General features: G+C 40.5%; 20 protein-coding genes. 10 read left to right on the top strand and 10 right to left on the bottom strand.

What is annotated here, in order from left to right; genetic code table 11:
- Window positions 1–210: 210 nt before the first annotated feature.
- Window positions 211–1,125, top strand: coding sequence for a GGDEF domain-containing protein (locus tag HYG93_RS17580; RefSeq protein ID WP_178962720.1), 915 nt, complete (start codon window positions 211–213; stop codon window positions 1,123–1,125).
- Window positions 1,126–1,416: 291 nt separating this feature from the next.
- Window positions 1,417–1,779: an endonuclease domain-containing protein gene (locus HYG93_RS17575; RefSeq protein ID WP_106985772.1), complete on the top strand. Its 363-nt coding sequence runs from the start codon at window positions 1,417–1,419 to the stop codon at window positions 1,777–1,779.
- A gap of 93 nt (window positions 1,780–1,872) precedes the next feature.
- On the opposite strand, the gene HYG93_RS17570 is transcribed toward HYG93_RS17575, so the two are convergent.
- The 3 genes from HYG93_RS17570 to metH all read right to left on the bottom strand — a co-directional run bounded on the left by HYG93_RS17570 (window position 1,873) and on the right by metH (window position 7,057).
- Entirely contained in the window at window positions 1,873–2,757 is an 885-nt protein-coding gene (locus tag HYG93_RS17570) for a hypothetical protein (protein ID WP_106985771.1), read from the bottom strand.
- A 169-nt stretch (window positions 2,758–2,926) separates the two neighbouring features.
- The gene (locus tag HYG93_RS17565) at window positions 2,927–3,280 is read right to left on the bottom strand and encodes a lysozyme inhibitor LprI family protein (RefSeq protein WP_106985770.1); all 354 of its coding nucleotides are present in this window, start codon (window positions 3,278–3,280) and stop codon (window positions 2,927–2,929) included.
- A gap of 84 nt (window positions 3,281–3,364) precedes the next feature.
- Entirely contained in the window at window positions 3,365–7,057 is a 3,693-nt protein-coding gene (gene metH, locus HYG93_RS17560) for a methionine synthase (RefSeq protein WP_120365657.1), read from the bottom strand.
- A 479-nt stretch (window positions 7,058–7,536) separates the two neighbouring features.
- Here metH and HYG93_RS17555 point away from each other — a divergent pair, with 479 nt between their 5' ends.
- On the top strand, window positions 7,537–9,156 hold the full coding sequence (locus HYG93_RS17555; RefSeq protein WP_117007658.1) for an inorganic phosphate transporter: 1,620 nt from the start codon (window positions 7,537–7,539) through the stop codon (window positions 9,154–9,156).
- Window positions 9,157–9,361: 205 nt separating this feature from the next.
- Here HYG93_RS17555 and HYG93_RS17550 read toward each other — a convergent pair whose 3' ends face one another.
- Window positions 9,362–10,912: a hypothetical protein gene (locus HYG93_RS17550; RefSeq protein WP_120365658.1), complete on the bottom strand. Its 1,551-nt coding sequence runs from the start codon at window positions 10,910–10,912 to the stop codon at window positions 9,362–9,364.
- Between the two features lie 173 nt (window positions 10,913–11,085).
- A complete protein-coding gene (locus HYG93_RS17545) occupies window positions 11,086–12,042 on the bottom strand; it encodes an ABC transporter substrate-binding protein (protein WP_120365659.1) in 957 nt (318 codons plus the stop codon).
- A gap of 236 nt (window positions 12,043–12,278) precedes the next feature.
- Here HYG93_RS17545 and HYG93_RS17540 point away from each other — a divergent pair, with 236 nt between their 5' ends.
- Window positions 12,279–12,572: a hypothetical protein gene (locus tag HYG93_RS17540; protein ID WP_106985765.1), complete on the top strand. Its 294-nt coding sequence runs from the start codon at window positions 12,279–12,281 to the stop codon at window positions 12,570–12,572.
- A gap of 129 nt (window positions 12,573–12,701) precedes the next feature.
- On the opposite strand, the gene HYG93_RS17535 is transcribed toward HYG93_RS17540, so the two are convergent.
- Window positions 12,702–13,319, bottom strand: a complete 618-nt coding sequence (locus HYG93_RS17535; protein WP_117007661.1) for a rhomboid family intramembrane serine protease — start codon at window positions 13,317–13,319, stop codon at window positions 12,702–12,704.
- Between the two features lie 159 nt (window positions 13,320–13,478).
- Here HYG93_RS17535 and nfuA point away from each other — a divergent pair, with 159 nt between their 5' ends.
- Together nfuA and HYG93_RS17525 are read left to right on the top strand one after the other, a co-directional pair.
- Window positions 13,479–14,117, top strand: coding sequence for a Fe-S biogenesis protein NfuA (gene nfuA / locus HYG93_RS17530; RefSeq protein WP_106985763.1), 639 nt, complete (start codon window positions 13,479–13,481; stop codon window positions 14,115–14,117).
- Window positions 14,118–14,613: 496 nt separating this feature from the next.
- Window positions 14,614–16,668, top strand: coding sequence for a TonB-dependent receptor domain-containing protein (locus tag HYG93_RS17525; protein WP_120365660.1), 2,055 nt, complete (start codon window positions 14,614–14,616; stop codon window positions 16,666–16,668).
- Between the two features lie 54 nt (window positions 16,669–16,722).
- On the opposite strand, the gene HYG93_RS17520 is transcribed toward HYG93_RS17525, so the two are convergent.
- A complete protein-coding gene (locus tag HYG93_RS17520; protein ID WP_120365661.1) occupies window positions 16,723–17,730 on the bottom strand; it encodes a hypothetical protein in 1,008 nt (335 codons plus the stop codon).
- A 15-nt stretch (window positions 17,731–17,745) separates the two neighbouring features.
- Window positions 17,746–18,786, bottom strand: a complete 1,041-nt coding sequence (locus tag HYG93_RS17515; RefSeq protein ID WP_120365662.1) for an alpha/beta fold hydrolase — start codon at window positions 18,784–18,786, stop codon at window positions 17,746–17,748.
- A 484-nt stretch (window positions 18,787–19,270) separates the two neighbouring features.
- On the opposite strand from HYG93_RS17515, the gene HYG93_RS17510 reads away from it, so the two are divergent.
- Complete coding sequence (locus HYG93_RS17510) at window positions 19,271–19,885, top strand: carbonic anhydrase (RefSeq protein ID WP_106985759.1); 615 nt, start codon at window positions 19,271–19,273, stop codon at window positions 19,883–19,885.
- Between the two features lie 67 nt (window positions 19,886–19,952).
- Here HYG93_RS17510 and HYG93_RS17505 read toward each other — a convergent pair whose 3' ends face one another.
- Window positions 19,953–20,594 (bottom strand): arylesterase, encoded by a 642-nt coding sequence (locus HYG93_RS17505; protein ID WP_120365663.1) that lies wholly within the window; start codon window positions 20,592–20,594, stop codon window positions 19,953–19,955.
- 24 nt (window positions 20,595–20,618) lie between these two features.
- On the opposite strand from HYG93_RS17505, the gene HYG93_RS17500 reads away from it, so the two are divergent.
- Both HYG93_RS17500 and HYG93_RS17495 read left to right on the top strand, forming a co-directional pair.
- Window positions 20,619–21,344 carry an ABC transporter ATP-binding protein gene (locus HYG93_RS17500; RefSeq protein ID WP_106985757.1) on the top strand — a complete coding sequence of 242 codons (726 nt, stop codon included), beginning with the start codon at window positions 20,619–20,621 and terminating at the stop codon, window positions 21,342–21,344.
- Between the two features lie 2 nt (window positions 21,345–21,346).
- On the top strand, window positions 21,347–23,827 hold the full coding sequence (locus HYG93_RS17495) for an ABC transporter permease (protein ID WP_120365664.1): 2,481 nt from the start codon (window positions 21,347–21,349) through the stop codon (window positions 23,825–23,827).
- Between the two features lie 89 nt (window positions 23,828–23,916).
- Here the strand turns inward: HYG93_RS17495 and HYG93_RS17490 are convergent, their stop codons facing one another.
- Window positions 23,917–24,747 (bottom strand): rhomboid family intramembrane serine protease, encoded by an 831-nt coding sequence (locus HYG93_RS17490; protein ID WP_106985755.1) that lies wholly within the window; start codon window positions 24,745–24,747, stop codon window positions 23,917–23,919.
- A 78-nt stretch (window positions 24,748–24,825) separates the two neighbouring features.
- On the opposite strand from HYG93_RS17490, the gene mtgA reads away from it, so the two are divergent.
- Complete coding sequence (gene mtgA / locus HYG93_RS17485) at window positions 24,826–25,500, top strand: monofunctional biosynthetic peptidoglycan transglycosylase (RefSeq protein WP_120365665.1); 675 nt, start codon at window positions 24,826–24,828, stop codon at window positions 25,498–25,500.
- Window positions 25,501–25,631: the final 131 nt, after the last annotated feature.

The following is a 25,631-nucleotide window of genomic DNA, read 5'->3' as shown; positions in this document are numbered from 1 at the left end:
CTTTAAGTTCTTGGCAAATTCTTTGGCTAATGCCAGCATTGCTTCATCTTTCATGGTAAACACCTGTGTTGCCCCTAACAGCGTTGAGGGATAGTCTAAGCGTTTACACAGTTTTATTTACAGTCTCACCAAATTTGGTTTAGTCAGAGCTATCATGATGAGCGTATTTTTACCACGTGGTGTCAGATATTTTTAACCGCCTTTGTACTTTTGCTTGCTTTAGCATTTAAGCAAAATGCGAAGTTCCGTCATGTTATGGGCTGGCTTATTCCGCTATTTTTTGGGCTACTGCTGCTGTATTCAGCCAAAAGCGTTGGCCTTTATAGCCCTGCATCTATGGGCGGAATTTTGAATATTTTGCTGATAGGCTTTGTATTTTATAAACCCAAAGTTATTTATAGCATTATGCTGATTGTGACCTTGGTTTTTGGGGCGATGTGTTATTTCACGGCCATTGGTACATTGGCTTATGCGCCTTTATTTAGTGATCAGCTAAATCAAAGTGATTTGTACAGCAATACTTTTTGGCTTAAAAGTATGTTGATTCTTTATTCTCCCATATTAATAACTTCAGCATTATTTTTTGAGATATTGCTGCGTCAGTGGCGTAATCGTGATCAGAAAATTGAAATTTTGAGCCAAATTGATGGTTTAACTGGGGTATACAACCGTCGTTATTTATCTGAATTTGTGAATAAAAGACATCAAAAGAATTTCCAAAAATATTCGATGATTCTTTTGGATTTAGATCATTTTAAAAAAATTAATGATAGTTATGGGCATGAAGCCGGCGACTTAGTATTGCGCCAAGTTGCCCATGTGCTCAGACATGCAGTTCGTGAGCAAGATAAGGTTGGTCGTTTTGGTGGAGAAGAGTTTTCTCTAGTTCTAGCCGATCAGGACTTGGCAAAGGCTTTAGAAATTGCGGAACGCTGTCGTCAGGCTATTGAAGCATTGGAGATCACTCTGCCAGATCAAAGTGTTTTGAAAGTAACTGCGAGTTTTGGTATTGCGACTGCACAAGACGGTATGAGCATGGATGAAGTGACGCGTTTGGCGGATCAGGCTCTATATAAATCGAAAGAAAATGGGCGGAATCAGGTGCAGTTTGCTGTATTAGCATGATTGATTTATCTCCTCCTTATGGGAGGAGAAACACTGCCTCGCAAGGGGGTGAGGGGTTTGATATTTGATAATGGGCTGATGATGAATGAGATTGATAGAGTAGTGGAAGCTATTTATCATTACTGTCTTAAAGAATCTCCCTCTTGCGAAACGTAGTTTCTCATCTTTGTTAAAGAGGGACTTCTCGCGAATTTGATGGTAGTTGTGGATTCACGGTGTTCCTCCTTTTTTCAAAGGTGAGCCATGTATGGCGCAAGAGAAGGGATTAAAATATTAAAAAAGTAGAATAAAATGAAACCTTACAATAAAAATTTAAAACAAGTTTCGCGCGACCTGCGTAACAATATGACTGATGCTGAAAAGTTGTTGTGGTCACGGCTTCGCAATAAGCAAATACTAGGTTTGCAATTTTATAGGCAAAAGCCAATTTTGAATTACATCGTCGACTTTTACTGTCCTGCTGCCAATTTAGTCGTTGAGTGTGATGGTAGTCAGCACTATATGGATGAAGGATTGGAAGCAGATCGAGTTCGAGATGAGGCTTTGGCTCAGCTTGGGTTGAAGGTGCTGAGATTTGATAATGGGCAGGTGTTGGGGGAGATTGCTGGGGTTGAGGAGGCTATTTATCATTACTGTTTTAAAGAATCCCCCTAAATCCCCCTTTGCTAAAGGGGGACTTCACGCGAATTAGAAGAAGATTTTGGATTCGCGTTGTTCCTCCCTTTTTCAAAGGGAGGTTAGGAGGGATTATTTAAATATTGCATCACCAAAAATATTATAATCATGCATAATAGCTTCAAAAGATTTTGAGTCGGCAGTTTTATCGAGATTATCTAAAGCCATTTTCTCTACTTTTTCTTGTTGATCATTAGACATACTTCTTCTTTTTTCTTGGATTTCTAAAGCTTTATTCTTCATATATCCAAGCAGATATTCTGGCATTACAAGATTTGATGGTTTACATATTCCTTGTTTTAAAGAAACCCGGCTTGCCCTCATTTTTGATGAAAAATTGGAATTCACAATTCCTAAGATAAGAAAGGTAGGAAGTTTGGTGAATGTGTAAATATCATTATCTCCTTGTAAGACATCTACACCAATACTTCTAAGAAAATATCTATTTATGTTACTTGGTAAGTTTAGTGATTTAGGTGGAGTGTCTATTTCAGATAAAGGAAAGATATGTTGTTCATATTTATATAAATTATCTTGTTTACCTAAAATGAAATTTCTTAAGTTTAATTCAGCAAGATCGATCTGATTTATGAAGTATTCACTTTCATTTTCAAAATTAGAATTCTTATTTCTTATGTAGATTAATGTTCTCCATGAAAGCGAAGCACAGAATTTTGCTAACCAATCTTTATACTCAATAACATAGTTTTTTTGATCTAAAAAAGGTATAAACATTTTTTCAGAGAATTGTTTTTCCCAACTTGAAAATAGAAGCTCACAATCGCTACACAAGAGGTATTCCTTAATAACATTTTGTTGCCTTTTATTGATGTTATCTACATTTCTAAGATATCCTGTAGCGCTAGTCTTTTTAAGCCATTTACCAACAAATTTGGGTATAAAGTGGCTTTCTTTTAACTCTTTTGATTCATGGCAAAGCGCGCATATATGATTCATTTTAAAAATATATATGTTTTTAAGATTTAGATAATATCACCTAACTTTTAATATTAATCAATTAATCTTCCCAACCTCCCTTTAATAAAGGGAGGAGCAGTCACGTAACTCATTAGATACGCAAAAGTCCCCCTTTGTAAAAGGGGGATTTAGGGGGATTACCTAAAAATTAAAGTAAATCTTTTAGTTCTTTAATTCGTTGATCAATAAGATCGGCATTGCATGATAGATTGATTAACTTAGAGCCTGCACCTTGTACGCCACTAGAAAGATAAGAAACTAATTCATCACAATGACTATTTTTATATAACAACCAATTCTTTTGAGAGGTTTCTAAAATTTTCTTACCTTCCTCATTCATAGTGTTATAGAGCTTTTGATAAGTTTGGTTGAGCTTGGTTTTATTAGATTTTAATTCTTTTTCATAACAGGCAATTTCATCATAAACATTACTTGTTTTACACTCTGCAAAAGCAAAAGATGAAATAAAAGGTAAAACTAAAAGTAAGAATATTTTTTTCATTTTATAAAATTCGTTTATGTGTTTTTAAGATTTTTGATTATAAATAAAAAATCCCCTCATTCGAGGGGATTTTTTTCAAACTAATTACTGAACTGAATCATCCAAATTCGGCGCTAACCAACGCTTCGCTTCATCTAAAGTCCAACCTTTACGCTTCGCATAATCCTCAAGCTGATCGCCTGCGATTTTACCCACGTTAAAGTATTGGCTTTCAGGGTTTGCATAATAGAAACCGCTGACAGATGAAGGTGGCCACATTGCAAAGCTAGTCGTCAATTGCGTGCCAATCTTGTCGGTAGAACCTAACCAGTCAAACAACGGCGCTTTTTCAGAATGCTCAGGACAAGCAGGGTAGCCCGGTGCAGGACGGATGCCCACATACTTCTCTTTAATCAATTCTTCATTGCTTAAGGTTTCAGACGCTTGGTTGCCCCAGAACTCTTTACGAATGCGCTCATGCAAATGTTCCGCAAACGCTTCTGCAAAACGGTCACCTAAAGATTGCGCAAGAATTGCAGAGTAGTCATCGCCTTTGGCCTTGTACTCATTTGCCATTTCTTCTGCACCAAAGATCGATACAGTGAAGCCACCCAAGTAGTCATCAACATTTGCATCCGCAGGCGCAATAAAGTCCGCCAATGACAAGTTTGGTTTACCCGTTACTTTGTCAGACTGCTGACGGATATGCTCAAAAGTATGCGTCACTGTTTTCGCAGTTTCATCAAACACTTGAACCGTGTCCGCAGCTGAACGGGCAGCAGGGTAAATACCAAAGACAGCACGTGCATCAAAACGTTTGTTGTCGATAATATCTTTCAGCATGGTCTGCGCTTGTTCATACAAGTCAGTTGCTGCTTCACCCACCACTTCATCAGTCAGAATCGCAGGGAATTTACCCGCCAAGCTCCACGAAATAAAGAACGGTGTCCAGTCGAAGTATTCAACCAAAGTTTCCAATGGATAATTGGTCAGCGTTTGCGTACCAATAAAGTTTGGCTTCACAGGCGCATTGGCTGCAAAGTCAATTTTCAAACCATTTTCAACCGATTCAGCATACGTCAGTTTTGCTGCTTTAGGCTGTTTGTTAGCAATACGCTCACGCACTTTTTCATATTCTGCACGGGTTTCCTCAACAAACTTCGGTTTCATTTCTTTAGAAAGTAAAGTTGTTGCAACACCTACCGCACGTGAAGCATCGGCTACATAAATGACTGCATCATTTGAATATTGCGGATCAATTTTCACTGCCGTATGCGCTTTAGACGTCGTTGCACCGCCAATCATCAATGGAACATTAAAGCCTTTGCGCTGCATTTCTTTGGCAACAAACACCATTTCATCCAAAGACGGAGTGATTAGGCCAGACAAGCCGATGATGTCAACTTTTTCATCAATTGCCGTTTGCAGAATCTTCTCGCAAGGTACCATCACGCCTAGGTCGATAATGTCATAACCGTTACAGCCAAGTACCACGCCTACGATGTTTTTACCAATGTCGTGCACGTCGCCTTTTACAGTCGCCATCAGGACTTTGCCCTTAGACTGACCGCCAGACTTTTCAGCTTCAATGAACGGGTTTAGCCAAGCTACCGCTTGTTTCATTACACGTGCAGATTTCACCACTTGCGGTAAGAACATTTTGCCCGAACCGAACAAGTCACCTACGACGTTCATGCCGTCCATTAATGGACCTTCAATTACATCCAGCGGACGTTTAGCTTTCAGGCGTGCTTCTTCAGTATCTTCATCAATAAAGGTGGTGATACCTTTCACTAAAGCATGCTCAAGGCGCTTTTCTACGGGAAGCTCACGCCATTCCAAGTTTTCCACTTGTTTTTGCGCAGCGCCTTGACCGCGGTATTTTTCAGCAACTTCAAGCAGCTTTTCTGTAGCTTCTTGATGGCTTTCACCTTGGTTTTGGTTCAAGATCACATCTTCAACCGCAGCTTTCAGTTCAGCATCAATTTCATCATAAATCGCCATTTGACCTGCGTTGACGATACCCATAGTCATGCCTTGCTGAATGGCATGGTATAAGAACACTGAGTGAATCGCTTCACGTACAGGCTCGTTACCGCGGAATGAGAACGATACGTTAGACACACCGCCGGAAATCATCGCATGCGGTAAGTTCTGTTTGATCCAACCTGTCGCTTCAATAAAGTCCACAGCATAGTTATTGTGTTCTTCAATACCAGTTGCCACGGCAAACACGTTCGGGTCAAAAATGATGTCTTCAGCAGGGAAGCCCACTTCATTGACCAATACATCATAAGAACGCTTACAGATTTCTTTTTTACGTGCAGCAGTGTCGGCCTGACCATTTTCGTCAAAGGCCATCACAATCACGGCAGCGCCATACTGACGGCACAAACGCGCTTTTGCAACGAACTCATCATAGCCTTCTTTTAAGGAAATCGAGTTAACAACCGCTTTACCTTGTACACATTTTAAGCCCGCTTCAATGATGTCCCATTTAGATGAGTCAATCATGATCGGCACACGTGAAATTTCAGGTTCAGAGGCTACAAGATTCAGGAAGTGCACCATTGCGCCTTCTGAATCCAGCATGCCTTCATCCATGTTGATGTCGATAATCTGAGCACCGGCTTCAACTTGCTGCTGTGCAACTTCTAAAGCTTCGGCAAAGTTTTCTTCACGGATTAAACGCAGGAACTTTTTAGAACCTGTCACGTTGGTACGTTCACCGACGTTCACAAACAGCGAATCTTCGGTAATGTTGAACGGCTCTAAACCGCTCAGACGGCAAGCAGGCTTAGTTTCTGGCACTTGGCGTGGGGCAATGTCTTTTACCGCATTGGCGATAGCGCGGATGTGATCTGGTGTTGTACCACAGCAGCCGCCCGTGATGTTGATCAGGCCGCTTTCTGCAAATTCTTTAATAAATGCAGCTGTTTGTTCGGGGGTTTCATCATAACCGCCGAAGGCATTTGGCAAGCCAGCGTTCGGATGCGCTGAAACAAAAGTATCTGCAACATCTGCAATGGTTTTGACGTGTGGACGCATGGCATCTGCACCTAGGGCACAGTTAAAGCCAATCGACAATAAGTCACCATGACGCACAGAGTTCCAGAACGCTTCAGCGGTTTGACCGGTTAAGGTACGGCCAGAGGCATCGGTAATCGTGCCTGAAATCATCAATGGCAATTCATAGCCCAGCTGATTAAACACTTCTTTCACTGCAAAAATGGCAGCTTTACAGTTTAAAGTATCGAATACGGTTTCGATGAGCAGAATGTCCGCACCGCCTTCAATCAGGGCATGCGTAGCTTGAATATAGTTTTCTTTCAGCTCATCAAAAGTAATGTTACGGAAAGCTGGGTCATTTACATTTGGCGAGATTGAGCAAGTACGTGAAGTCGGGCCAAGCACACCCGCAACAAAACGCGGCTTTTCTGGTGTTGAGTATTTTTCACAAGCGGCTTTGGCAATACGCGCTGCTTCACGGTTGATTTCAGTGACCAAATCTTCCATGTGATAGTCAGACATTGAAACTTTGGTGCCGTTAAAGCTGTTGGTTTCAATGATGTCTGCGCCAGCATCGAGGTAGGCTTCATGAATGCCTTGAATGATTTGAGGTTGTGTCAGTACCAAAAGGTCATTATTACCTTTCAGGTCAGATGCCCAGTCAGCAAAACGCTCACCACGGTAGTCAGCTTCTTCGAGTTTATGACGCTGAATCATAGTGCCCATAGCACCGTCGATAATCAGAATCCGTTGAGCGAGTAGCTCTTTTAGGGTGGCGAGCGTGGACATAAATAACCCCAATCCGATGGAATATAAAATCGGCAAATATATTAACAGAATTCAGTTCATTATTTCTGATATTGAGTTTAATTATTAAGCGCAAAGTTGAGCTTGTTGAATATTTCGCCGTGCCTCAAAGTGGTTGCTGTAGCAAGATTGGATTGTCATAAATACTTCATCAAGTTGTCATATCTCTCTAGCATGCTATGCCTTGGTCTGTAGAACCCTTAAGTACAGCTTATATTTCATGTTTTGTAACATGATCTTTTGCGGTGCAAAAACAGCGTGTTTTAATAATGATAAATGAACAGAAATGGTTGTAACACTATGAATATTAATGATTGATTTGAATGCAAATAAGCATAATTGATGGCAAGCTGTAAAAAATAAAGTATGAAATATTGCTTTATATGACACCGCTTTGTCATATAATTGTCACAATTTAATTGAACAATATGGGGATTCTTAAATCCTCCATTCTTGCTTGCATGAATTCTAATCAAACTCCCGTAGATTCAGCACACCAGTCGACAAACAATAAGTCGACGAATGTTCATGTGCCTACACCGAAATTTTTTATGCCGGTGTTTCTAACGTTAATTATTTCAACGTTAATTTATATTGGTTTTCAACTTACAGCTGATCTTGCGCATGTTCCTGCACTTAGCCTCTACTCCATGATTTTATTGGGTACCGCTTTGTTTATTGCGCTCGGTTTTGAGTTTGTAAATGGTTTTCACGACACAGCGAATGCTGTCGCAACGGTGATTTATACCAACGCATTATCTGCACCAGTGGCGGTGATGTGGGCTGGTTTTTGTAATTTCTTAGGCGTAATGGTTGCCAGTGGTGCAGTTGCCTACGGCATTATTGCATTGCTACCTGTAGAGCTGATCATGAATGTCGGTTCTGGAGCTGGCTTTGCTATGGTTTTTGCCATGCTCATCGCGGCCATTCTTTGGAACCTTGGTACTTGGTTCTTGGGGATTCCTGCTTCTAGTTCGCATACTTTAATTGGTTCGATTCTAGGCGTTGGCATTATGAACTACATTCTGCACGCAGGTAGCGGTGCATCGGGTGTAGACATGGACCAAGTGATTAAAGTGGGTAAAGCTTTACTGTTTTCTCCTTTAATTGGTTTCGCATTTGCTGCGGTATTGTTCTTATTGGTTAAAAAAATCTTTAAGAAACAAATGGAATTATTCCAGCCACCTGAAGGCAATAAACCACCACCACCGCTTATTCGTGCAATTTTGATCTTTACTTGTACAGGCGTAAGTTTTGCGCATGGTTCAAATGACGGTCAAAAAGGCATGGGATTAATCATGTTGATTTTGATTGGTTGTGTGCCTTTGGCCTATTCTTTAAACAAGAATTTAGACCAAGCGCATATTCAATCATTTGAACAATTGTCTGCACAAACAGCGACTGCGATTTATGCACAGCATGATGATATTGCAGATGACAAAGCGCGTGATGTGATTACCAAATATATTCAGACCAAAGAAATTACCCCTGAAGTTGTGCCTGCTTTAGCAAGCTTAACTGATCACTTAGGTGAGCGTGTGGGTCAGTATGGCGATCTAAAAGATATTCCAGAAACTGAAGTTTCTACAATTCGTAACGACATGTACTTAAATACTACGGCATTTAAGCGTTTAGATAAAGCAGAACAGCTTCCAGCAATGACGGCTGATCAAGCGAAAAACGTCAAAGAATACCGTAATAACTTAGATTCGTTCCTTCAATACATTCCTACATGGGTGAAAGTCGCTGTTGCATTGGCACTTGGTCTAGGCACCATGGTGGGTTGGAAACGTATTGTAGTGACTGTGGGTGAGCGTATTGGTAAGCATCACATGACTTATGGTCAAGGGATGTCAGCTGAGCTTGTTGCTATGACCACAATTGCTGCTGCAGATGGTTTTGGTATGCCAGTTTCAACCACTCACGTATTGAACTCTGCGGTTGCAGGTACAATGGTTGCCAACAAATCAGGCCTGAACTTTGCCACAGTGAAAACCATTCTTTCAGCATGGATATTCACTTTACCAGCGACAATCTGTTTGTCTGGTGGTTTATATTGGCTGTTCTTACAAGTATTCTAATCATGCTTAAGCGCATAAAAAAACGCTACTTCGGTAGCGTTTTTTTATGCGCTTATTTTATGTTTATGTGCTCTTTTTAAGTGCTATGGCTTGGCTTTATGAGCTAGGCCATGTACATGCACAGAAACCATTTAAACAAGTAATTAATCAAGCCTTCTCATCGACTGTGTGATTCGCAGAAAATGAGAAGGGCGAACTCTTTACGCTATGCCTTTTTCAGCATTCGGAGTATTGGTTTGATTGGGAGCTTGTCTGTTGCAAAGCCATAGACTGCAGCAAAGGGCAGAGCAGTACGTGCCAAATAAGCAACACGCCATAAACCACCGTGGTTTGCACCTTTCATCATCAGTTCAAGTGGGTGATCTAACTTAAGTTCTGGGTTAGCCACCGACTCAGGATTGCGAAGATCGTGTATCCATAAAGCTGCCATAATGGCATTGGTGGTTTCAGGGGCAAAGGCTTCTACATCAAACAGCTCAGCACCATTAAAGGCTGCTTTTAGCAAAGGATTTTTGGTCACTGAATGCGTGGTTGTAGAGGGCGCAATATTGATACTCACACGTTGACCATTATGTCGGGCTAATGTGGCACGCCACTGTTGAATACGTTTTGCCATCGCATAGTTTGGTCCTTGTTCCACTACCAAGCAATCAGCAATACCATAGGATTGACCATTGCTGGAAAGAATTATGTCATGTGAATTCTTTTGGAAAAAGTGCTGAGCACTGAGCGTAGAAATCCCTTGGCTCAGCAATTGCTGCGCTTTAGAGCGATGCATGAATTTGTTTTGTGATGCTTCAACCACTTCCTTAGGCACAGCATAGACATCGGTTGGTGTGCACATGTACATAAGGCTGGTATCGGGCTTTTGTACACTGACATATTGCATAATGGCATCCATCGCCATAGATACACGAACGTGTTTTTCACCATCTAAATACGCAATGGCCGCTAAGTCCAATTGATGTTGGCTTTGTGCCAGCCATTGGGCAATTTCAGGAGTTTGCGTCAATAGATTGGCACCAAGCTTTTCTCTAAGTTCTGCTTCGGTTGCCTCGTCTGACAATGCTTCAATACATGGCGCATATAGCGTGGCATTACCGTGCTTTACGGTGTCTAATATTTTGCCCCAAATACGTGGGTGAGGTAAATCAACAGCGACAATATTGGCTTTCCATTTAGAGAGCCAGGTAAGTGGGCCAGCCTCAGAAGCTGCACCAAACAGTACAACAGTACGGTCAGATAGATCGAACCATTCTGGGTGTGCTACACAAGCTCTTAAAGCATCGGCATGACTTGGTTCAACAATGCCTGCGTCTTGCCAATTTTGAAGCTGTACTAATAGTGCATCACCTTGCAAGTTTTGCCCTTTATAAGGTACATACCATTCAGGTGCTGCATCACTTTCACCCTTTAATTGAATGGTGTACAAAGGCTTTGCTGGTAATGACATCACATCGACCAATAAGTGCTTTTCACCGTCTCGATAAAACTCAAAACTATGATGCGCTTTATTTAAACCTGAAGTCGCAATATGAAGCGGGGCTTGGTCATTGAGAATGCCATGTTGGACCAAAGCTTTGAAATATTTTGGATATTGTTTACGCCAGTTTTTTTCTTGCGTAGCTTTGAGTGACAGGTTGTGATCGACCGAGGCCAATGCTTCCGCAATAATTTCACGCCCGACTTTGGATGTGCTGGGCTTTTGCTGTGTAGCAGAAATTGGAAACTGGAGGCCTTCTAAAGAACTAGACATGCAAAATATCTCACCTGACATTGTCGTTAATATACATTTGTATACATTATCTATGCCAAATTCGATTCGGTCTTGGCAGAAACTACCAATGTTTTGTAGAAAATATTTCGAGATATTTCATGAAAAAAGGGAAGTATAAACTTCCCTTTTGATTTCAAGCGGTTTGACTCAGCTTAGGGTTGAATGGCGCGTTTCAGCTCTTTGAGCATTGCAATCGTATTGTCTAAGCCTGCACCAGTTAAATACCATGAATCAGCATTTACATTAATGACCTGATTGTTTTTCACCGCATCGGATTGGCTTAAAACGGGGTGCGTTTTAATACTATCTTTTGCTGTGTACTGTTGTGTATTGACTGCACCACGATCTAATAAAATGATGTAATCAGGTTGTGCTTCGACAGCTTTTTTAAGCAATTGGGCATTCTTTTCTGCCAAGGCGAGGGCAGCAGCAGAACCCGCTTCTGGGCGTGGTGCATCAGACTTTTCACTTAGCGGGAGTACAGATTTAAATCCTGTTAAATCATAGACAAAACCAAAACGATCATTGGCTGCATGTAGCATGTAGTTGTCTTTATTTACAAATAGCATTAGCGCAGATTTATTCTGTGTTAAAGATTTAAGTTCAGCCTGTAGCTTTTTAACTTCTGCTAATTTTTCATTGGCAATTTTTTCACGTTTAAATGCTTTTGCCAGTAACTGAGTACGCTGTTCTAAGTCGGCGACATAATGCTCAGTTTGAGCCGATAAGCTTACAGTAGGCGCCAGTTGTTGGAGTTGGCTCTGCGCTTTTGCTGAACGTCCACCTACAAAAATAAGATCAGGCTTGGCTACTTTTAACTTTTCTAGATCAGGTTCAAATAGAGAACCAGCTTTAATGAATTGATTATTTTGATATTTGGCTAAATCACCATTGAAACTGGTTTCAGGAACAATTTTTGCGTCTATACCTAAAGCATTCAGGGTGTCGAGTATAGCAAGATCATAGACAGCAATATTTTGTGGCGCATTTTTAAGTTCAATCGTATTTTGTTCTGAGGCTTTTAACGTAAATGGTGCAGCAAGAGCTAAGCTGGATACAGGAGAAGTTAGCGCTAAAATCACAGCATACAATAATGATTTTTTAATCATCTTCTTGAATATTCCCAAAAAATTTCAATGAATGTATCAGAATAATTATTAAATGAAAATAATTAGCATTATTATTTAGTTTTAATGGTAATCAATATTATTTTCTATTGATGTCATATTGGTTACGAAAGTTGGCTAAAATGACAGCAAAAAAACAATAAAGTGTGATATGCATCACAAAATAAAAGATGTAGATTAAATCATCAAAAGAAGAATTCGTTCTTAGGGGAAAAATTATGAGTGATTTAACGAGCGTCTATTTATTTAGTGCACAAAAATCCAATTTCTCTTCAGCAGTATTTTCTAACTATCTGCAAGCCAAAGACTGGATTGAAAATAATTATTTAAGTGGTGTTTTAATCGAATATCCACTGGATCAGAGTTGTTATGACTGGGCGATTAATGCAGGTCATTTTAAAGAAAAAACTCCGATTGATCGTGCGCCTGTATTTATTGCCAAGTTTGTGTCTGCTTATCAGCGCAATTGGCATTTTGAACATGGTGAGCTTTTGGTCCACACAGATGTTTAATCCTTCTTACGCGGAAGTGATTAATACCAATCACTAGCCAGTGAACTAAAAAGGGATTCTGCATAAGAATCCCTTTTTTTATGTTGCCAATATCGGTTTTTTACTCAATCTATGCAGTAGGCTCAGTGGTTAAAATGGCAATTGCATCAACTGATTAAAGAAGTGAGGAAGGACCCTTGGCTCAATAATAATGGTCATGAGGACCCCGTAGGCAGCTCCCCACAAATGTGCACTGTGGTTAATGTTGCTGTTGCCACGCTTGCCAGACCAAATGCTATAAGCCACATACAGCACGGCAAAAATAATGGCTGGAACAGGAATAAAAAATACAAAAATCAGCTTCCACGGCTGAAATAAAATATAAGCAAACAATACGGCTGAAACAGCGCCAGATGCACCTAAGCTGGCCCAGCGATGATCATTTTTATGCTTGAGATAACTTGGAATAATTGCTGCAATCAAACCACCGATATAGAACAGCACAAAGCCCATTTCAAATAAGTATTGGCGATAGAACTGCTCAATAATGCTACCAAAGAAAAATAAGGTGATCATGTTAAATAACAGATGTGCACCATCGGCATGAATGAAGCCATGCGTCACGAAGCGGTCATATTGGCTTTGCTTAATAGCAGGGGGCCAAAAAATCAGACGATTCATTATTTTTTCGTTTTGAAAGGCAAGAAATGAAACAACCACGGTAATTAAAATAATGGTGACCGTGTGATTAAAGGGTAAGTCCAGCATAGGATTCTGTTCTATATTTTGACTATTTAAGATGCATCATGCCATTAAAAAGGGCTTTAAAGTGAACTTTCAAGATAATTCCGACAATTTTGGTTGATTTTTTTCTACTGAACCGCATCTTCAGGTAAAATAGATAATTCAGCATGAGGAAATATTGTTATGTCGACTGAGAACACCAGCACTGTAGTTGCAGAAGAGATTCCAAATTTATTAATTACACCCAATGCACAAGAGTATTTAAAAGACTTGTTGGCGAAACAAAATACGCCAGGTATTGCGGTACGTGTTTTTGTGGAAAATCCTGGAACACCGCGTGCTGAGTGCTGTATGGCGTACAGTGCACCAGAAGAAATTGTGCCTACAGACTACAAGCAAGATTACCCAGACTTTGCAGCTTATGTTGATACCCCATCTATTCCATATTTGTTAGATGCTGTTATTGATTACAACAAAGACCGTTTTGGTGGTCAGCTGACGTTCCGTGCGCCAAACTCTAAAGTGCCACGTGTAGGTCCAGATGCTTCTGTAGAAGAACGTATTACTTATGTTTTACAGTCAGAAATTAACCCAGGTCTTGCAGGCCACGGTGGTAACTGTGCTTTGGTTGAAGTGGTTGAAGACGCAGAACATGGCTTAACTGCGGTGCTTAAATTTGGTGGTGGTTGCCAAGGTTGTTCATCAATTGATTTAACCTTAAAACAAGGCGTGGAAACGACTTTAAGACAACATGTGCCAGAATTAATGCGTGTAGTGGATCAAACAGACCACAGTAATACTGAAGGCGCTTATTTTAAATAAGCACTTAGAAATTAAAAAAATAGCCTCAATTAGAGGCTATTTTTTTGTGTCACATTTTATGACAGCTACATTTGGGTGTTATAAAGTGGTGTGTAGATACTTGCTTGACCATTGGACAGTCCACATTCTATCCATTGAGGGGGAGTACTGTTGCTAAGCTTAAAGTAACAAAAATAATAAACTTGTTTTTATTCAGTGCACTGCTTTCGTAGGTTAAATAAAATGCACGTGAAATTTGGTTATTTATTCACCTTAAAATATGGCCAAATGAGTCTACAAATAGAAGAGACCCTAGTAACTTGGAAAAATCACCATCTCACTTAGCGTGTCGAAAAACCTCACTTTAATAGGATAATGAGTTTCATTTTTTATTGTTGATGATATGGATTAATAATGAGAATAATTATTAATTATAATTGCATTACGTTTGTATTTTGTTACACTGAGCCCCGAAAATCAAAGACCATCCATAGATAGTAAGTAAGGGCATACGAGTATGAATAAGCCATTGATTCGTTCAACTTTAGCATTTGCAGTTGCATCAGCATTCACTGCGCAATTACAAGCAAATGAGCAAAATTCTGCTGTTCAAGAGAATGTGACAAAACTTGAAACCATTGTTGTAACAACCGCTGGCGGTTTCGAGCAAAACATTGCCGATGCACCTGCTTCAATTTCAGTGATTACGGGTGAAGAATTACAAAAAAAATCATATACCGATGTTATTGATGCCGTGAAAAATATGCCGGGTGTTTCGGTGCAAGGGGGCGGTAACAATAAAGAAATTACCATTCGCGGGATGGGGGCAAGTTATACCAAGTATTTGGTGAATGGACGTCCTGTAAGTGCTGGCCGAACAGTCAATGGTAATGGTACAGATGGCGGTAAAATTGGCGCATATTTACCACCTATCGACATGATTGAGCGTATTGAAGTGGTACGCGGCCCAATGTCTTCATTGTATGGTTCAGATGCAATGGGCGGTGTAATTAATATTATTACTAAAAAAGCCTCATCAAGCGATTGGCACGGTAGCATCTCTCCCGAATACACAAAATCAGATAACGACTATGCCAATGACAGCTACGGTGTTGGTTTTTATGCGACAGGCCCGCTGATTAAAGACAAACTCTCTTTGAGCTTGGATGGTAATTTCCAAGGCAATGATGAAAGTGATTATATTGGTGGCGAAGGACAAAAATCAGGTTCAAGTGAATCTGAGAAAAAAGTCAAAAAACTGGGCACTGAATTGGTGTGGAGTGTCGATGAAAACAACGACATTGGCTTACGCTATGATTTTAGTGGGCAGCAATACACCACAACTTTAGGTAAGAGTGTTGGTACTGCAGCAGAAGCGTCTATCAATGAAAATGAAAAAGAAATGTACACCTTAACGCACAAGGCACATTACGATAAATTTATCCTTGATTCATATTTCCAAGACGAAAAAACCAAGAAGGTATATAGCGGCGCAGTTGCGGATCGTAAACAAGAAGATTTAAAAGTATTCAATACGCAAGGGACATTCTTCTTGGGCGACCATACTTTAACAGTGGGTGGTCAGTATCAAACAGAAGAAATTACCGATACGACCAATGGTTTAGCGAGTGTTACCGGTGTAACTTCGCTTGAACGTTGGTTATTTGCATTGTATGCAGAAAATGAGTGGAACATTACTGATGATTTTGCTTTAACACTGGGTGCTCGATTCAATAAAGATCAATATTTCGGTGGCGAAATTACCCCGCGAATTTACGGTGTTTATCATTTAACGGATGCTTTGACTTTAAAAGGTGGTATAAGCACAGGTTATAAACAACCAACCATCAGCCAAATTTCTGAAGGTTTTGGTAGCCGCACTGGTAAAGGCAGTGGCGTGATTATTGGTAATCCAAACCTTTCTCCAGAAAAGAGCACAAGCTATGAGTTGGGTTTTAATTTTTCAGATCCTAGTTTGGGCCTCAATACCAGCTTAATGGTCTTTAAGTCAGACTTTAAAGATAAAATTGTTGAAGACCGCTTATGTGAAACACCGGGAACCACAAACAGTTCACCTGTAGAAGATTGGAAATGTGAAGCGAATGGTAAACCTTACCGTTTTGTTAGCCAAATGATGAACGTGTCTGATGCTGAAATGAAAGGTGTTGAATTCACATTAGATTATGACTTACTGGATAATTTAAGTGCGAGCACAAGCTATACTTATACAGAATCTGAGCAAAAAAGCGGTGAGTTTAAAGGTCAGCCTTTAAATAAAATGCCAAAGCACATGCTTAACATTGGTTTAGATTATGATGTTTCAGATCGTTGGAATACATGGATGGATTATAACTACCGTGGTAAAACCAGTGATTACTTAAGCCGTACGTCTATGGCGAGTGGTACACCAGCTTATGGTACATTTGATGCTGGTGCAGTATTTAAAGCCAGCGAAAAGTTGAGCTTAATAGCTGGGGTTTATAACTTGGCCAATAAAGAAATTACCAATGGCGAATACGACATTGTGTTGGATGGTCGTAGATATACTGTTGGTATGAATATCAAATTCTAATTTGCCAATAAAAAAAGCCGCCTAAAGCGGCTTTTTTTTGTTTGATCTGTTTGTTTATTCAGAGATGGCTAAAATTTTTAAAGTTTCAGCTGCGTAATAGAACTGCTCTAAATAATGGCGTGAACGTTCGCGTAACCAACCTGAAGCGATCATTTGCTGTATGACAGGTTGTAGCAGTGCACTTAATTCATGTTGAATTAGCGCTTCATCAATATTTAAATCGCGTAGCAATAAGTCAAAAGGGCGCTCCGCATTACGCACATACCATGCATACACACCATCATGCACTTGTTGTTTTAAATATTCACTTTGACGAATAAAATCCCAAACTTCTGCACCCATGCCTACCGTGGCTGGAAGGTCTTTAACTTCAATATAATTTTTAAGTACAGACACCGGCATTGCTTTGATTTTATGCCAAAGATTGGCTTGGAAATGATACAGCTTATGGTCATCAAAGTGCTGATTTAATACAGTTTCACTCATTTGGCTGAGCTTTAGAATATTTTTTTGTAAGTACTTGGCAACTGCATCATCTAAGTTGGTATCTGTTACATTTTCCAGTACAGATTTACCCATTTTCATAAAGCGTGATACGCCAGGTACGCTTTTGGCCAGTACTGAGTTATCCAGATAGTCTTGAATGGAATGCTGTATGAGCTGGCTAATCATGGCTGAAAAAGCAGGATTATTCACCATGGTTTTAATAAGGCGTTGACGATGCCCACTTTTACTTGCGACATATTGCGCAATTTTATCTACGGTGAGTACGGGGATAATATCGGCAATTGTTGTGCTGTCATTGATGGGATGCACCAACGCAAATTTGATATGTTCTGCAATTTGTTCGATTAAAAAACCAGAGGCCGGTGTTTGTAAAATTTGCTTTTCAATCAGGCCATGAATCTGTTCAAAAGACCACAGCTGTTGCAGCGGTTGTTTGCGGAACCATTGATAAAAATGAACAAACTCAGTGTCGACAGTAGGGCTTTGGCTAAAAGTGTGATCTAAAAAATTAAGTTGAGCTTCAATGAGCTGCTCAATCATAGGGTGCTTTTGCATACTGTCTGGGTGTACCTAATTTAAAGGAATGAGTTTATCCGTAAGCGGATTGATAAATTTTTGGCTTTTGGCCAGAAAGGGTAAATAGTGATTCGCCACTTCCTGATCAGCCTCAATAATCGGCATGTGGCCGACATTATTAAGAATGACAGGAGCTTCAGCACGTTTCAATAAGGATTTTAATTCATTTGCCGCTTCGACATTAATAATCTTGTCTTGCTTGCCCCATAAAATTAAGGTGGGTGCTTCTACATTTCGCGCCAAGCGTGCAAAACTATCAGGTGTGTAAATTCGATTAAGTGTAATGATTTGCTCAATCATTTTTTGTGTTTGAGGCGACTGAGCAATAAGGACTTTCTCTTGAGCTTGTTTGAGTTTAAACGGTACATTAGGAGGTTGCTGCATCAGCTGATGACTGACTTCATCTAAATCACCGGGTTTGCTCACAATGAGGTTTTTTAAAAAATACGGGTCTTTGCTATAAATAGTATTGGCTTTTTTATAGATGCCTGCACTGTTGACCAAAAATAGACTTTGGGTATCGAAGGGGAATTGTGAAGCATATAAAGTCGCAATAGAACCGCCCAATGAATGGCCTGCAATATTCAGTTTATCTTCAACATCAATTTTAATTACAAATTGACGCAGTTGCTCGGTCACATTAGGCACTGAAATATCAAAATCGGAAGGAACTTGAGTATCACCATTGGTTGGTAAGTCTGGAATAATCACATGATAGTAAGGCGTAAGATAATGTGCCACACGATTCCAATTGTCGCGGTTACCTGCAAGACCATGAATCAATAGGATTGAAGGTGAACTTCGAGAACCTCCCTCGTTATAAGTCCACTTTACGTTGCCTACTTGTATGCTCTTCGATACTAAGCCAGCGGCTTTACGCTGTTGGCTTAAATAGTCTTGTAAAATATAAGGCGTGGTAAATGTTGACGTTGGTTGCGTCGTTTGAGCAGCTAAACTTGAGATACTTGTTGTACACGCCAAACACAGTCCAGCGAGTTGAAGGATCCTTTGTGCTGTCAAATGCAATCCTTTCATTGACATTCACCCCTTAGAAATGTGCTAAAAATTATTATCGTGATTCGTAGATCAATTTATTGATTGCAAAAAATGCTTTAATTGAAATGACTTATGCTTTTATTTTAATGAAATCGCGTTATAAGTCACGATTTTGTTGTGAACGTGGCGTGAAAAACACAGCCTAAAATGTGATGGAGTTAAATAAAATATGTGTTTTAGGTGTGCATACAACATTGTTGCATTGAGCGAGTTTTCATTCACTTTGATTGTGCTCAAAATGTATGAAGATGTTCAGTCCAGATCGATGCTATTCATTTGAATCGGCATAGCTCTTGCATGATGGATTGCAAGTAGAATGTGCTTGTGCGAAGTGGTGTGAGATTGAAATAAGTGATAAATGTAACAAAATATTATAAAAAAATTACGCACTATTGCTTTTTGCAAGTGACATTCAAAATAGGCAAGCATAAAATATGTTAACTTCAAATCAGGGTAGAAGAACATGCTAACAGCAGAAGAAGCTTTAGAACGTTTAAAAAAGGGTAATGAACGTTTTGTCAGTGGTCAAACACAACACCTTAAGCTTTTGACGCATCAAGAGCGTGCAGCGATGGCAGAAAGCCAAGAGCCGTTTGCAATTATTTTGGGCTGTTCAGATTCACGTGTACCTGCCGAAATGGTTTTTGACCAAGGTCTAGGTGATTTGTTTGTAATTCGTGTTGCAGGGAATATTGTTGCACCATCTCAGGTGGGCAGTGTGGAATTTGCAGCCGATAGCTTTGGCTGTCCATTGGTCATTGTATTAGGTCATACCCACTGTGGCGCAATTCATTCCACCATCGAAGCATTGATGAATCCAGCAACACCACCATCAGCGAATTTAATGTCGATTGTGAACCGTGTACGCCCATCTGTAGAAATTTTACTGCAAACTGAATTAAAAGATGATTTAGATAAATTGTCAGTGCATGCAGTACGTTCAAATGTATTTGCTTCGGTAAATCAGTTACGTCATGGTTCTGCAGTGCTTGAAAACCTAATTGCGCAAGGCAAATTAAAAGTAGTGGGCGCGGAGTATTCACTCGAAACAGGTAAAGTAAGTTTCTACGACTTTTAACAGTTGATAGATTCTGCATAAAAACAAAAGGCGCTATGTTTAGCGCCTTTTTTATGCCTCAGTTTTGCTATAAATGACGCTTAATATAGGGATAGGCATTATTCAACAGCATAGGCTGTGCTTTAGCATTTGGATGAATTTGGTCGCTTTGGATCAAGTTTTTATTACCCGCAACGTCTTCTAAAAAGAAGGGCAACAGTTGAACCTTGTATTGCTGACTCACAGTTTTGTAATTATTTTCGAAAGCCTTGCTATAGGCTGTGCCATAGTTCGGTGGAATCTTCATGCCAAACAGCACCACCTTGGCTTTAGCTTGCTGACTCTTTTGTACCAATTGTGCTAAATTTTTTTCAATCATTTTTGGTGGTTGCCCACGCAGGCCATCATTGCCACCTAATTCAATCACCACAAGGTCTGGGCGGTGTGTTTGCAATAATTTGGGTAAACGCGCTAATGCGCCACTAGTGGTTTCACCGCTTACACTTGCATTGACCACTTTATGTTGTTTCGGATACTGTTGGTCTAAGCGCTTTTGTAGCAAATTTACCCAGCCTTGCTGTGCGGGTATGCCATAGCCTGCACTTAAACTATCGCCCACAATCATAATGGTTTTAGCCTGTACGTACACAGGGACCATACTCAAACTGAAGAGTAGTGCGCATGGCACAATAGCGATTTTAACTTTAAATTCTTGCACACGTTTTAGCATATAAGCCCGCATATTAGGAAAATTATGAGCCAATCTTCGACTGATAAATCCATCATGCCACAGGCAATTATTTCTGCCCAGCAACTGACACAAAAGATAAAACTTGCAGATAAAGAATTATGTATTTTTGAAAATTTAAATTTAGCCATTCATGCAGGTGAGCAAGTTGCGATTACAGGGCGTTCTGGCTCGGGGAAGTCTACATTATTAGGGATTTTAGCCACCTTAGATCAGGCCAGTTCCGGGCACTTACAGGTTTGTGGAGAAGTAGTTGAAACACTCAATGAAGAACAACGTGCTGTGATTCGCCTTAAACATATTGGTTTTGTCTTTCAGTCCTTTCAGCTTTTACCCCACTTAACAGCACTTGAAAATGTGATGTTGCCTTTACGTTTAGATGCTAAATTTCATTATGCAACAGCAGAGCAAAAGGCACTCGCTTTATTAGAGCGTGTAGGTTTGACTCGACAAGCGGCTCAAACACCCAAGGTTTTATCTGGCGGTGAGCAACAGCGTGTAGCGATTGCACGCGCATTAATTCGGCAACCTAAAATTATATTTGCTGATGAACCGACAGGTAATTTAGATGGAGCAACAGCCAAAGAGATTGAACAATTGCTGTTTAATCTAAATCGTGAGTTGGGGACTACCTTGGTGTTGGTGACCCACGATCAGCAGTTAGCACAGCAATGCCAACGCCATTTTGAATTGCATGATGGCCAGCTCATTGAGCATATAAAGGGGAGCTAAGCATGAATGCATTATTTAGCCCTTTACTGCGTCAGAGCTTTCAAACCACTGGGGTTTATTTACTGATTATTGCCTTAACTTTGGCCATCAGTGCCACTACGGCACTCAAGTTTAGCAATGAGCAAATACAACATGCGGTTGCTTTACAAGCGGCTGAAATGTTGGCTGCTGATTTGGTGCTGAACGATACGCAGCCTATTGCTCCAAAATGGCGGGAGCAAGCGCAGGCGCTAGGTTTAAAGCAATCTGAAGTGACGGTATTTAGCTCGATGGCTCATACAGATGAGCAGTTTGTGATGGTCAATGTAAAAGCCATACAAACCAACTTTCCATTGCGGGGTGAACTGACGATTGAGCCCAAAGCTCAACAATTACAGTCAGGTGAAGTCTGGTTGAGCCAACGTGCGATGGATTTGCTCAAGGTCAAATTGGGCGATCGTATTGCAATTGCAGATGGCCAATTTCGGGTGAGTGGCAAAATTTTACATGATTCGAATCAGGAATTGGGCTTTAGTGGTTTTTCCCCAACAGTCATGATTGCACAGCAAGATGTAGCAAAAACCAATGCGATTCAACTGGGCAGCCGTATTGATTACCGCGTGTTATTGGCGGGGGAGCCGAAGGCCATACAACAGTATGAGCAAGACTTTAAGCAGTTTAAAAACCAACAAAAGACTCAATCTACACAGGTCGCACAAGCTGAAGATGAACAGCAAGCTGGACTTCGCTTAAGAAATGCCAGTGAAGGCAATACACGCTTAATGAAGCCGATTGCGAATTTGGATACTTTTTTACAATTGGCCAATATTTTAACCATTTTGCTTTGTGGTATTGCCATCGCACTGAGTAGTCAACGCTATATTTTGCAAAATCAAGATCATATTGCGTTACTGCGTTGTATGGGGGCTTCTAAGGTACAGATTTTTAAGGCCTACTTATTCTTGTTGTTGGTGGTTTTTGCTGTAGCAATGTGCTTTGGTACGATTGTAGGCGTGGGTCTAGGCTATGGTTTATTACAACTGATGATGCAATTGATTCCACAGCTCACTGTTCCTTTTTCTGTTTCTGCGATGTTTTTCGGTCCATTACCGATTGCTTTATTGACCAGTGCCACGGTGTTACTAGGTTTTGTGTTGCCTCAGCTTTGGCAACTCCTCAACACGCCACCTATACGTGTGATTCGACAACAAGAAAAGTCTGTGCAGTCTATGTTATTGGTTCTGTTTTCAGGCATGCTTAGCCTCATCATTTTTAGTGTGGTATTGACGGAAAATCTTGTGCTCACAGCATGGTTGATGGGGGCTATTTTAGTACTTTGTGCTGTGCTGTATGGCTTGATTTGGGGTTTACTGAAATTTATTCGCCGTTTGAAACTAGGCATTTCTGCTTATGTACGAACGCCGTATCAGACTGCATTTCAAATTACTGCATTGGCTTTGGGGCTGAGTTTAATCACGGTATTGGCCGTGCTCCGCACAGATTTATTGGAGCGCTGGCAACAACAATTACCCGTAGGTACGCCAAACCAATTTGTATATGGTCTACCGCCATTTGAGAAAAATGCATTTCAGCAACAACTGAACCAACATGGCTGGAAAGGGACACCGCTCTACCCAAATGTACGTGGGCGTTTGGTGGCCAAAAACGATCAACCTTTTGCCACTGAGCTACAACAACACAATAATTCATTACGCCGTGAGTTGAATTTGACCCAAGCCAGCACATTTCCAAGTGATAATGTCATTGTGAGTGGGGCCAAACAATTTAGCCAGTCGCATCAGGTTTCTGTAGAAGCAAAAACAGCAATAGAGCTTGGCATTCAAATTGGTGATCGACTGACCTTTAGTTTACCTGAGGGCGTATTACAGGCCACGGTGATTAACTTGCGCAGTGTAGAGTGGGAAAGCTTTAGTCCGAATTTCTTTTTTATCTTTTCACCACAAACGATGGATGCAAACGCAGGTAGCTATTTGGCCAGCTTTTATGTACCACCAGCGCAGAAGCCTTTGTTAATTGACATGATTCAGCAATTTTCCAATACGGTGTTTATCGATGTGAGTTTGGTGCTGGATGAAGTAAAACGTATTGTCGGTTTATTGGTTCAAATTATCAGTATTTTGGCATTATTGGTGGCACTTTCAGGCATCTTGGTGCTTATTGCATGTTTAAACTTGTTAATGGATGAACGTAAGCGTGAAGTCGCTTTGTTGCGTTCATTTGGAAGCTCTAAGCAAAAGCTGAAACGCATGCTTAGTTTAGAAATTGGCTTCATGGGTTTTATTGCGGGTGTCGTTTCCTGCTTTTTTGCAGAAGTGATTAGTGCAATCGCCAGTTATAAAATGGAATTGGTGCTACAGCCTCATTGGGAAATTTGGTGGATCTTACCGCTGTGTATGACGCTAGTGTGTATGCTGATCGGGCGTTATCGACTTAGTTATTTAAGTGACATTCCACCGCTTCAAAGTTTAAGAGAACTGAATTAGGTGTATTAGTATCTATTTGAGTTTAGTACATAAAAATGCAGCCCAAGTGAATGATCATTTGGGCTGCATTTGTTGTAACAAGCGTAATTTTAGGCATGTGGTTGTTGTATAGATTGCGTCATCCATTGCAGTAGTTCATGCCAAAATGGTGCAATGGTCGCAACTTTAATTAGGCAATATTGATAGACTACCCAGCAGATCATGCCCCCTGCAATGAGCGCGATCAATTGAATGAGGCGCGGGCGTTGAATTTTTTCACCCCAATACCATGCCAATGCCAAAAAACCACCCATGAGCATACCACCAATATGGGCGGCATTATTAATCCCACTGATGGTAAAGCCCATGGCTAAGTTGATCCCCATGACCATTAATAAGGTTTTTTTATCCAGTAAAAAACGCTGGTTAGGTAAGTTTGGGAATAATGAAATAACAGTCAATGCAGCACCTAGCCCCATTACCGCACCTGATGCACCTGCACCGACACTGGGGAGTAAACTTGGATTGGCTGTGCCAATTTGCAACAACTCATAAGAATCCTGAATTGCCACATAGCCACTGAGCAATGAACCACTTAGGCCAGCCAGCATATATAGGCCAATATAGTAATAACGTCCTAACATTTGTTCTGCAATATTGCCAAAGATATACAATGCCCACATATTGAGTGCGAGATGAATCAGGCCAAAATGAAAAAACATGCTGGTAAATAAGCGGATGGGTTCCGCTAAATAACTTAAAGGTGCATAATCAGCACCCCAACGAATAGCATCCGCTGTACTTGGGCTCGTAATATCTATGCCATGTAAAACTTGCCAAGCAAATAAACCGACATTAATGGCAATCAGCAGTGCAGTAAACCACCACAGTTGAAGGTTGGTTTTGTTGCGGTGGATTTTAGGGGGCGCGTATTCAGGCATGCTATTCTTTTGCTGTGATTATTCGTTTAAAAATAAGCTTAACACGAAAATAGTGAGATTCAGGAGCAACAAACTGACATGAAAGCCTTTATTGTCCGATCTTTGTTAATTCTAGTCAGTGTGGTGCTATTGATTCAGCTTTGGATCTTTTCAAGTTTAGTCTGGTGGCGTACAAATCCAGTCGACACCACCATGATGATGCGTTTGGATTATTGGTCAACTGAGTCTAAACCCATTCAGCACGAATGGCGTGATTACGATCAAATTAGTGATTATATGAAACACGCAGTTGTGGCTGCCGAAGATGGTAAATTTTTACAGCATAATGGCTTTGACTGGGCGGGTATGCAGTTTGCCATGGAGCGTAATAAAGACAAAGGCAAGGTGGTTGCTGGCGGTTCAACCATTTCACAGCAATTAGCGAAAAATCTATTTTTATATAATAAGCGTTCTTTTATGCGTAAAGGCCAAGAAGCGGTTGCAACGTGGATGATGGAACGTATGTGGTCCAAAGAACGGATTTTAGAGGTTTATCTGAACTCGGTAGAGTTTGGCGATCATATTTATGGGGTGGAAGCGGCAACGCAACATTACTTTGGTAAAAACTCAAGAAGCTTGAGCCGTGAACAAGCTGCCTTTTTAGCAGCAATCTTGCCTAATCCAAAATATTATCAAGATCACCGCGATGACCGTAAATTAAGATATCGCAAAGGTCTTATTTTAAAATATATGCGTTATAGCCATATTCCTTAATGGTCTTAGATTAGCATTTGAAGTGCAACACCATGTTGTTGCCATAATACCTGACTCGGACTTTTAAAGCCGAGTCTTTTTCTTGGCCGATGATTCAAGCGTTGAGTGATTTCTGAAATATATTCATCCGT

It is taken from the genome of Acinetobacter sp. SwsAc6, assembly GCF_013391565.1.
In the GTDB taxonomy this organism is placed as follows: Bacteria; Pseudomonadota; Gammaproteobacteria; order Pseudomonadales; family Moraxellaceae; genus Acinetobacter; species Acinetobacter cumulans.
The sequence above is the reverse complement of the archived record's forward strand: the minus strand, read 5'-3'. Positions and strand labels throughout refer to the sequence as shown.

Excerpts from the sequence above, each read along its gene's own strand:
- HYG93_RS17575 (WP_106985772.1), top strand. The coding sequence starts at position 1,417 with ATGAAACCTTACAATAAAAATTTAAAACAAGTTTCGCGCGACCTGCGT.
- HYG93_RS17570 (WP_106985771.1), bottom strand. The coding sequence starts at position 2,757 with ATGAATCATATATGCGCGCTTTGCCATGAATCAAAAGAGTTAAAAGAA.
- HYG93_RS17565 (WP_106985770.1), bottom strand. The coding sequence starts at position 3,280 with ATGAAAAAAATATTCTTACTTTTAGTTTTACCTTTTATTTCATCTTTT.
- metH (WP_120365657.1), bottom strand. The coding sequence starts at position 7,057 with ATGTCCACGCTCGCCACCCTAAAAGAGCTACTCGCTCAACGGATTCTG.
- HYG93_RS17555 (WP_117007658.1), top strand. The coding sequence starts at position 7,537 with ATGAATTCTAATCAAACTCCCGTAGATTCAGCACACCAGTCGACAAAC.
- HYG93_RS17550 (WP_120365658.1), bottom strand. The coding sequence starts at position 10,912 with ATGTCTAGTTCTTTAGAAGGCCTCCAGTTTCCAATTTCTGCTACACAG.
- HYG93_RS17545 (WP_120365659.1), bottom strand. The coding sequence starts at position 12,042 with ATGATTAAAAAATCATTATTGTATGCTGTGATTTTAGCGCTAACTTCT.
- HYG93_RS17540 (WP_106985765.1), top strand. The coding sequence starts at position 12,279 with ATGAGTGATTTAACGAGCGTCTATTTATTTAGTGCACAAAAATCCAAT.
- HYG93_RS17535 (WP_117007661.1), bottom strand. The coding sequence starts at position 13,319 with ATGCTGGACTTACCCTTTAATCACACGGTCACCATTATTTTAATTACC.
- nfuA (WP_106985763.1), top strand. The coding sequence starts at position 13,479 with ATGTCGACTGAGAACACCAGCACTGTAGTTGCAGAAGAGATTCCAAAT.
- HYG93_RS17525 (WP_120365660.1), top strand. The coding sequence starts at position 14,614 with ATGAATAAGCCATTGATTCGTTCAACTTTAGCATTTGCAGTTGCATCA.
- HYG93_RS17520 (WP_120365661.1), bottom strand. The coding sequence starts at position 17,730 with ATGCAAAAGCACCCTATGATTGAGCAGCTCATTGAAGCTCAACTTAAT.
- HYG93_RS17515 (WP_120365662.1), bottom strand. The coding sequence starts at position 18,786 with ATGAAAGGATTGCATTTGACAGCACAAAGGATCCTTCAACTCGCTGGA.
- HYG93_RS17510 (WP_106985759.1), top strand. The coding sequence starts at position 19,271 with ATGCTAACAGCAGAAGAAGCTTTAGAACGTTTAAAAAAGGGTAATGAA.
- HYG93_RS17505 (WP_120365663.1), bottom strand. The coding sequence starts at position 20,594 with ATGCTAAAACGTGTGCAAGAATTTAAAGTTAAAATCGCTATTGTGCCA.
- HYG93_RS17500 (WP_106985757.1), top strand. The coding sequence starts at position 20,619 with ATGAGCCAATCTTCGACTGATAAATCCATCATGCCACAGGCAATTATT.
- HYG93_RS17495 (WP_120365664.1), top strand. The coding sequence starts at position 21,347 with ATGAATGCATTATTTAGCCCTTTACTGCGTCAGAGCTTTCAAACCACT.
- HYG93_RS17490 (WP_106985755.1), bottom strand. The coding sequence starts at position 24,747 with ATGCCTGAATACGCGCCCCCTAAAATCCACCGCAACAAAACCAACCTT.
- mtgA (WP_120365665.1), top strand. The coding sequence starts at position 24,826 with ATGAAAGCCTTTATTGTCCGATCTTTGTTAATTCTAGTCAGTGTGGTG.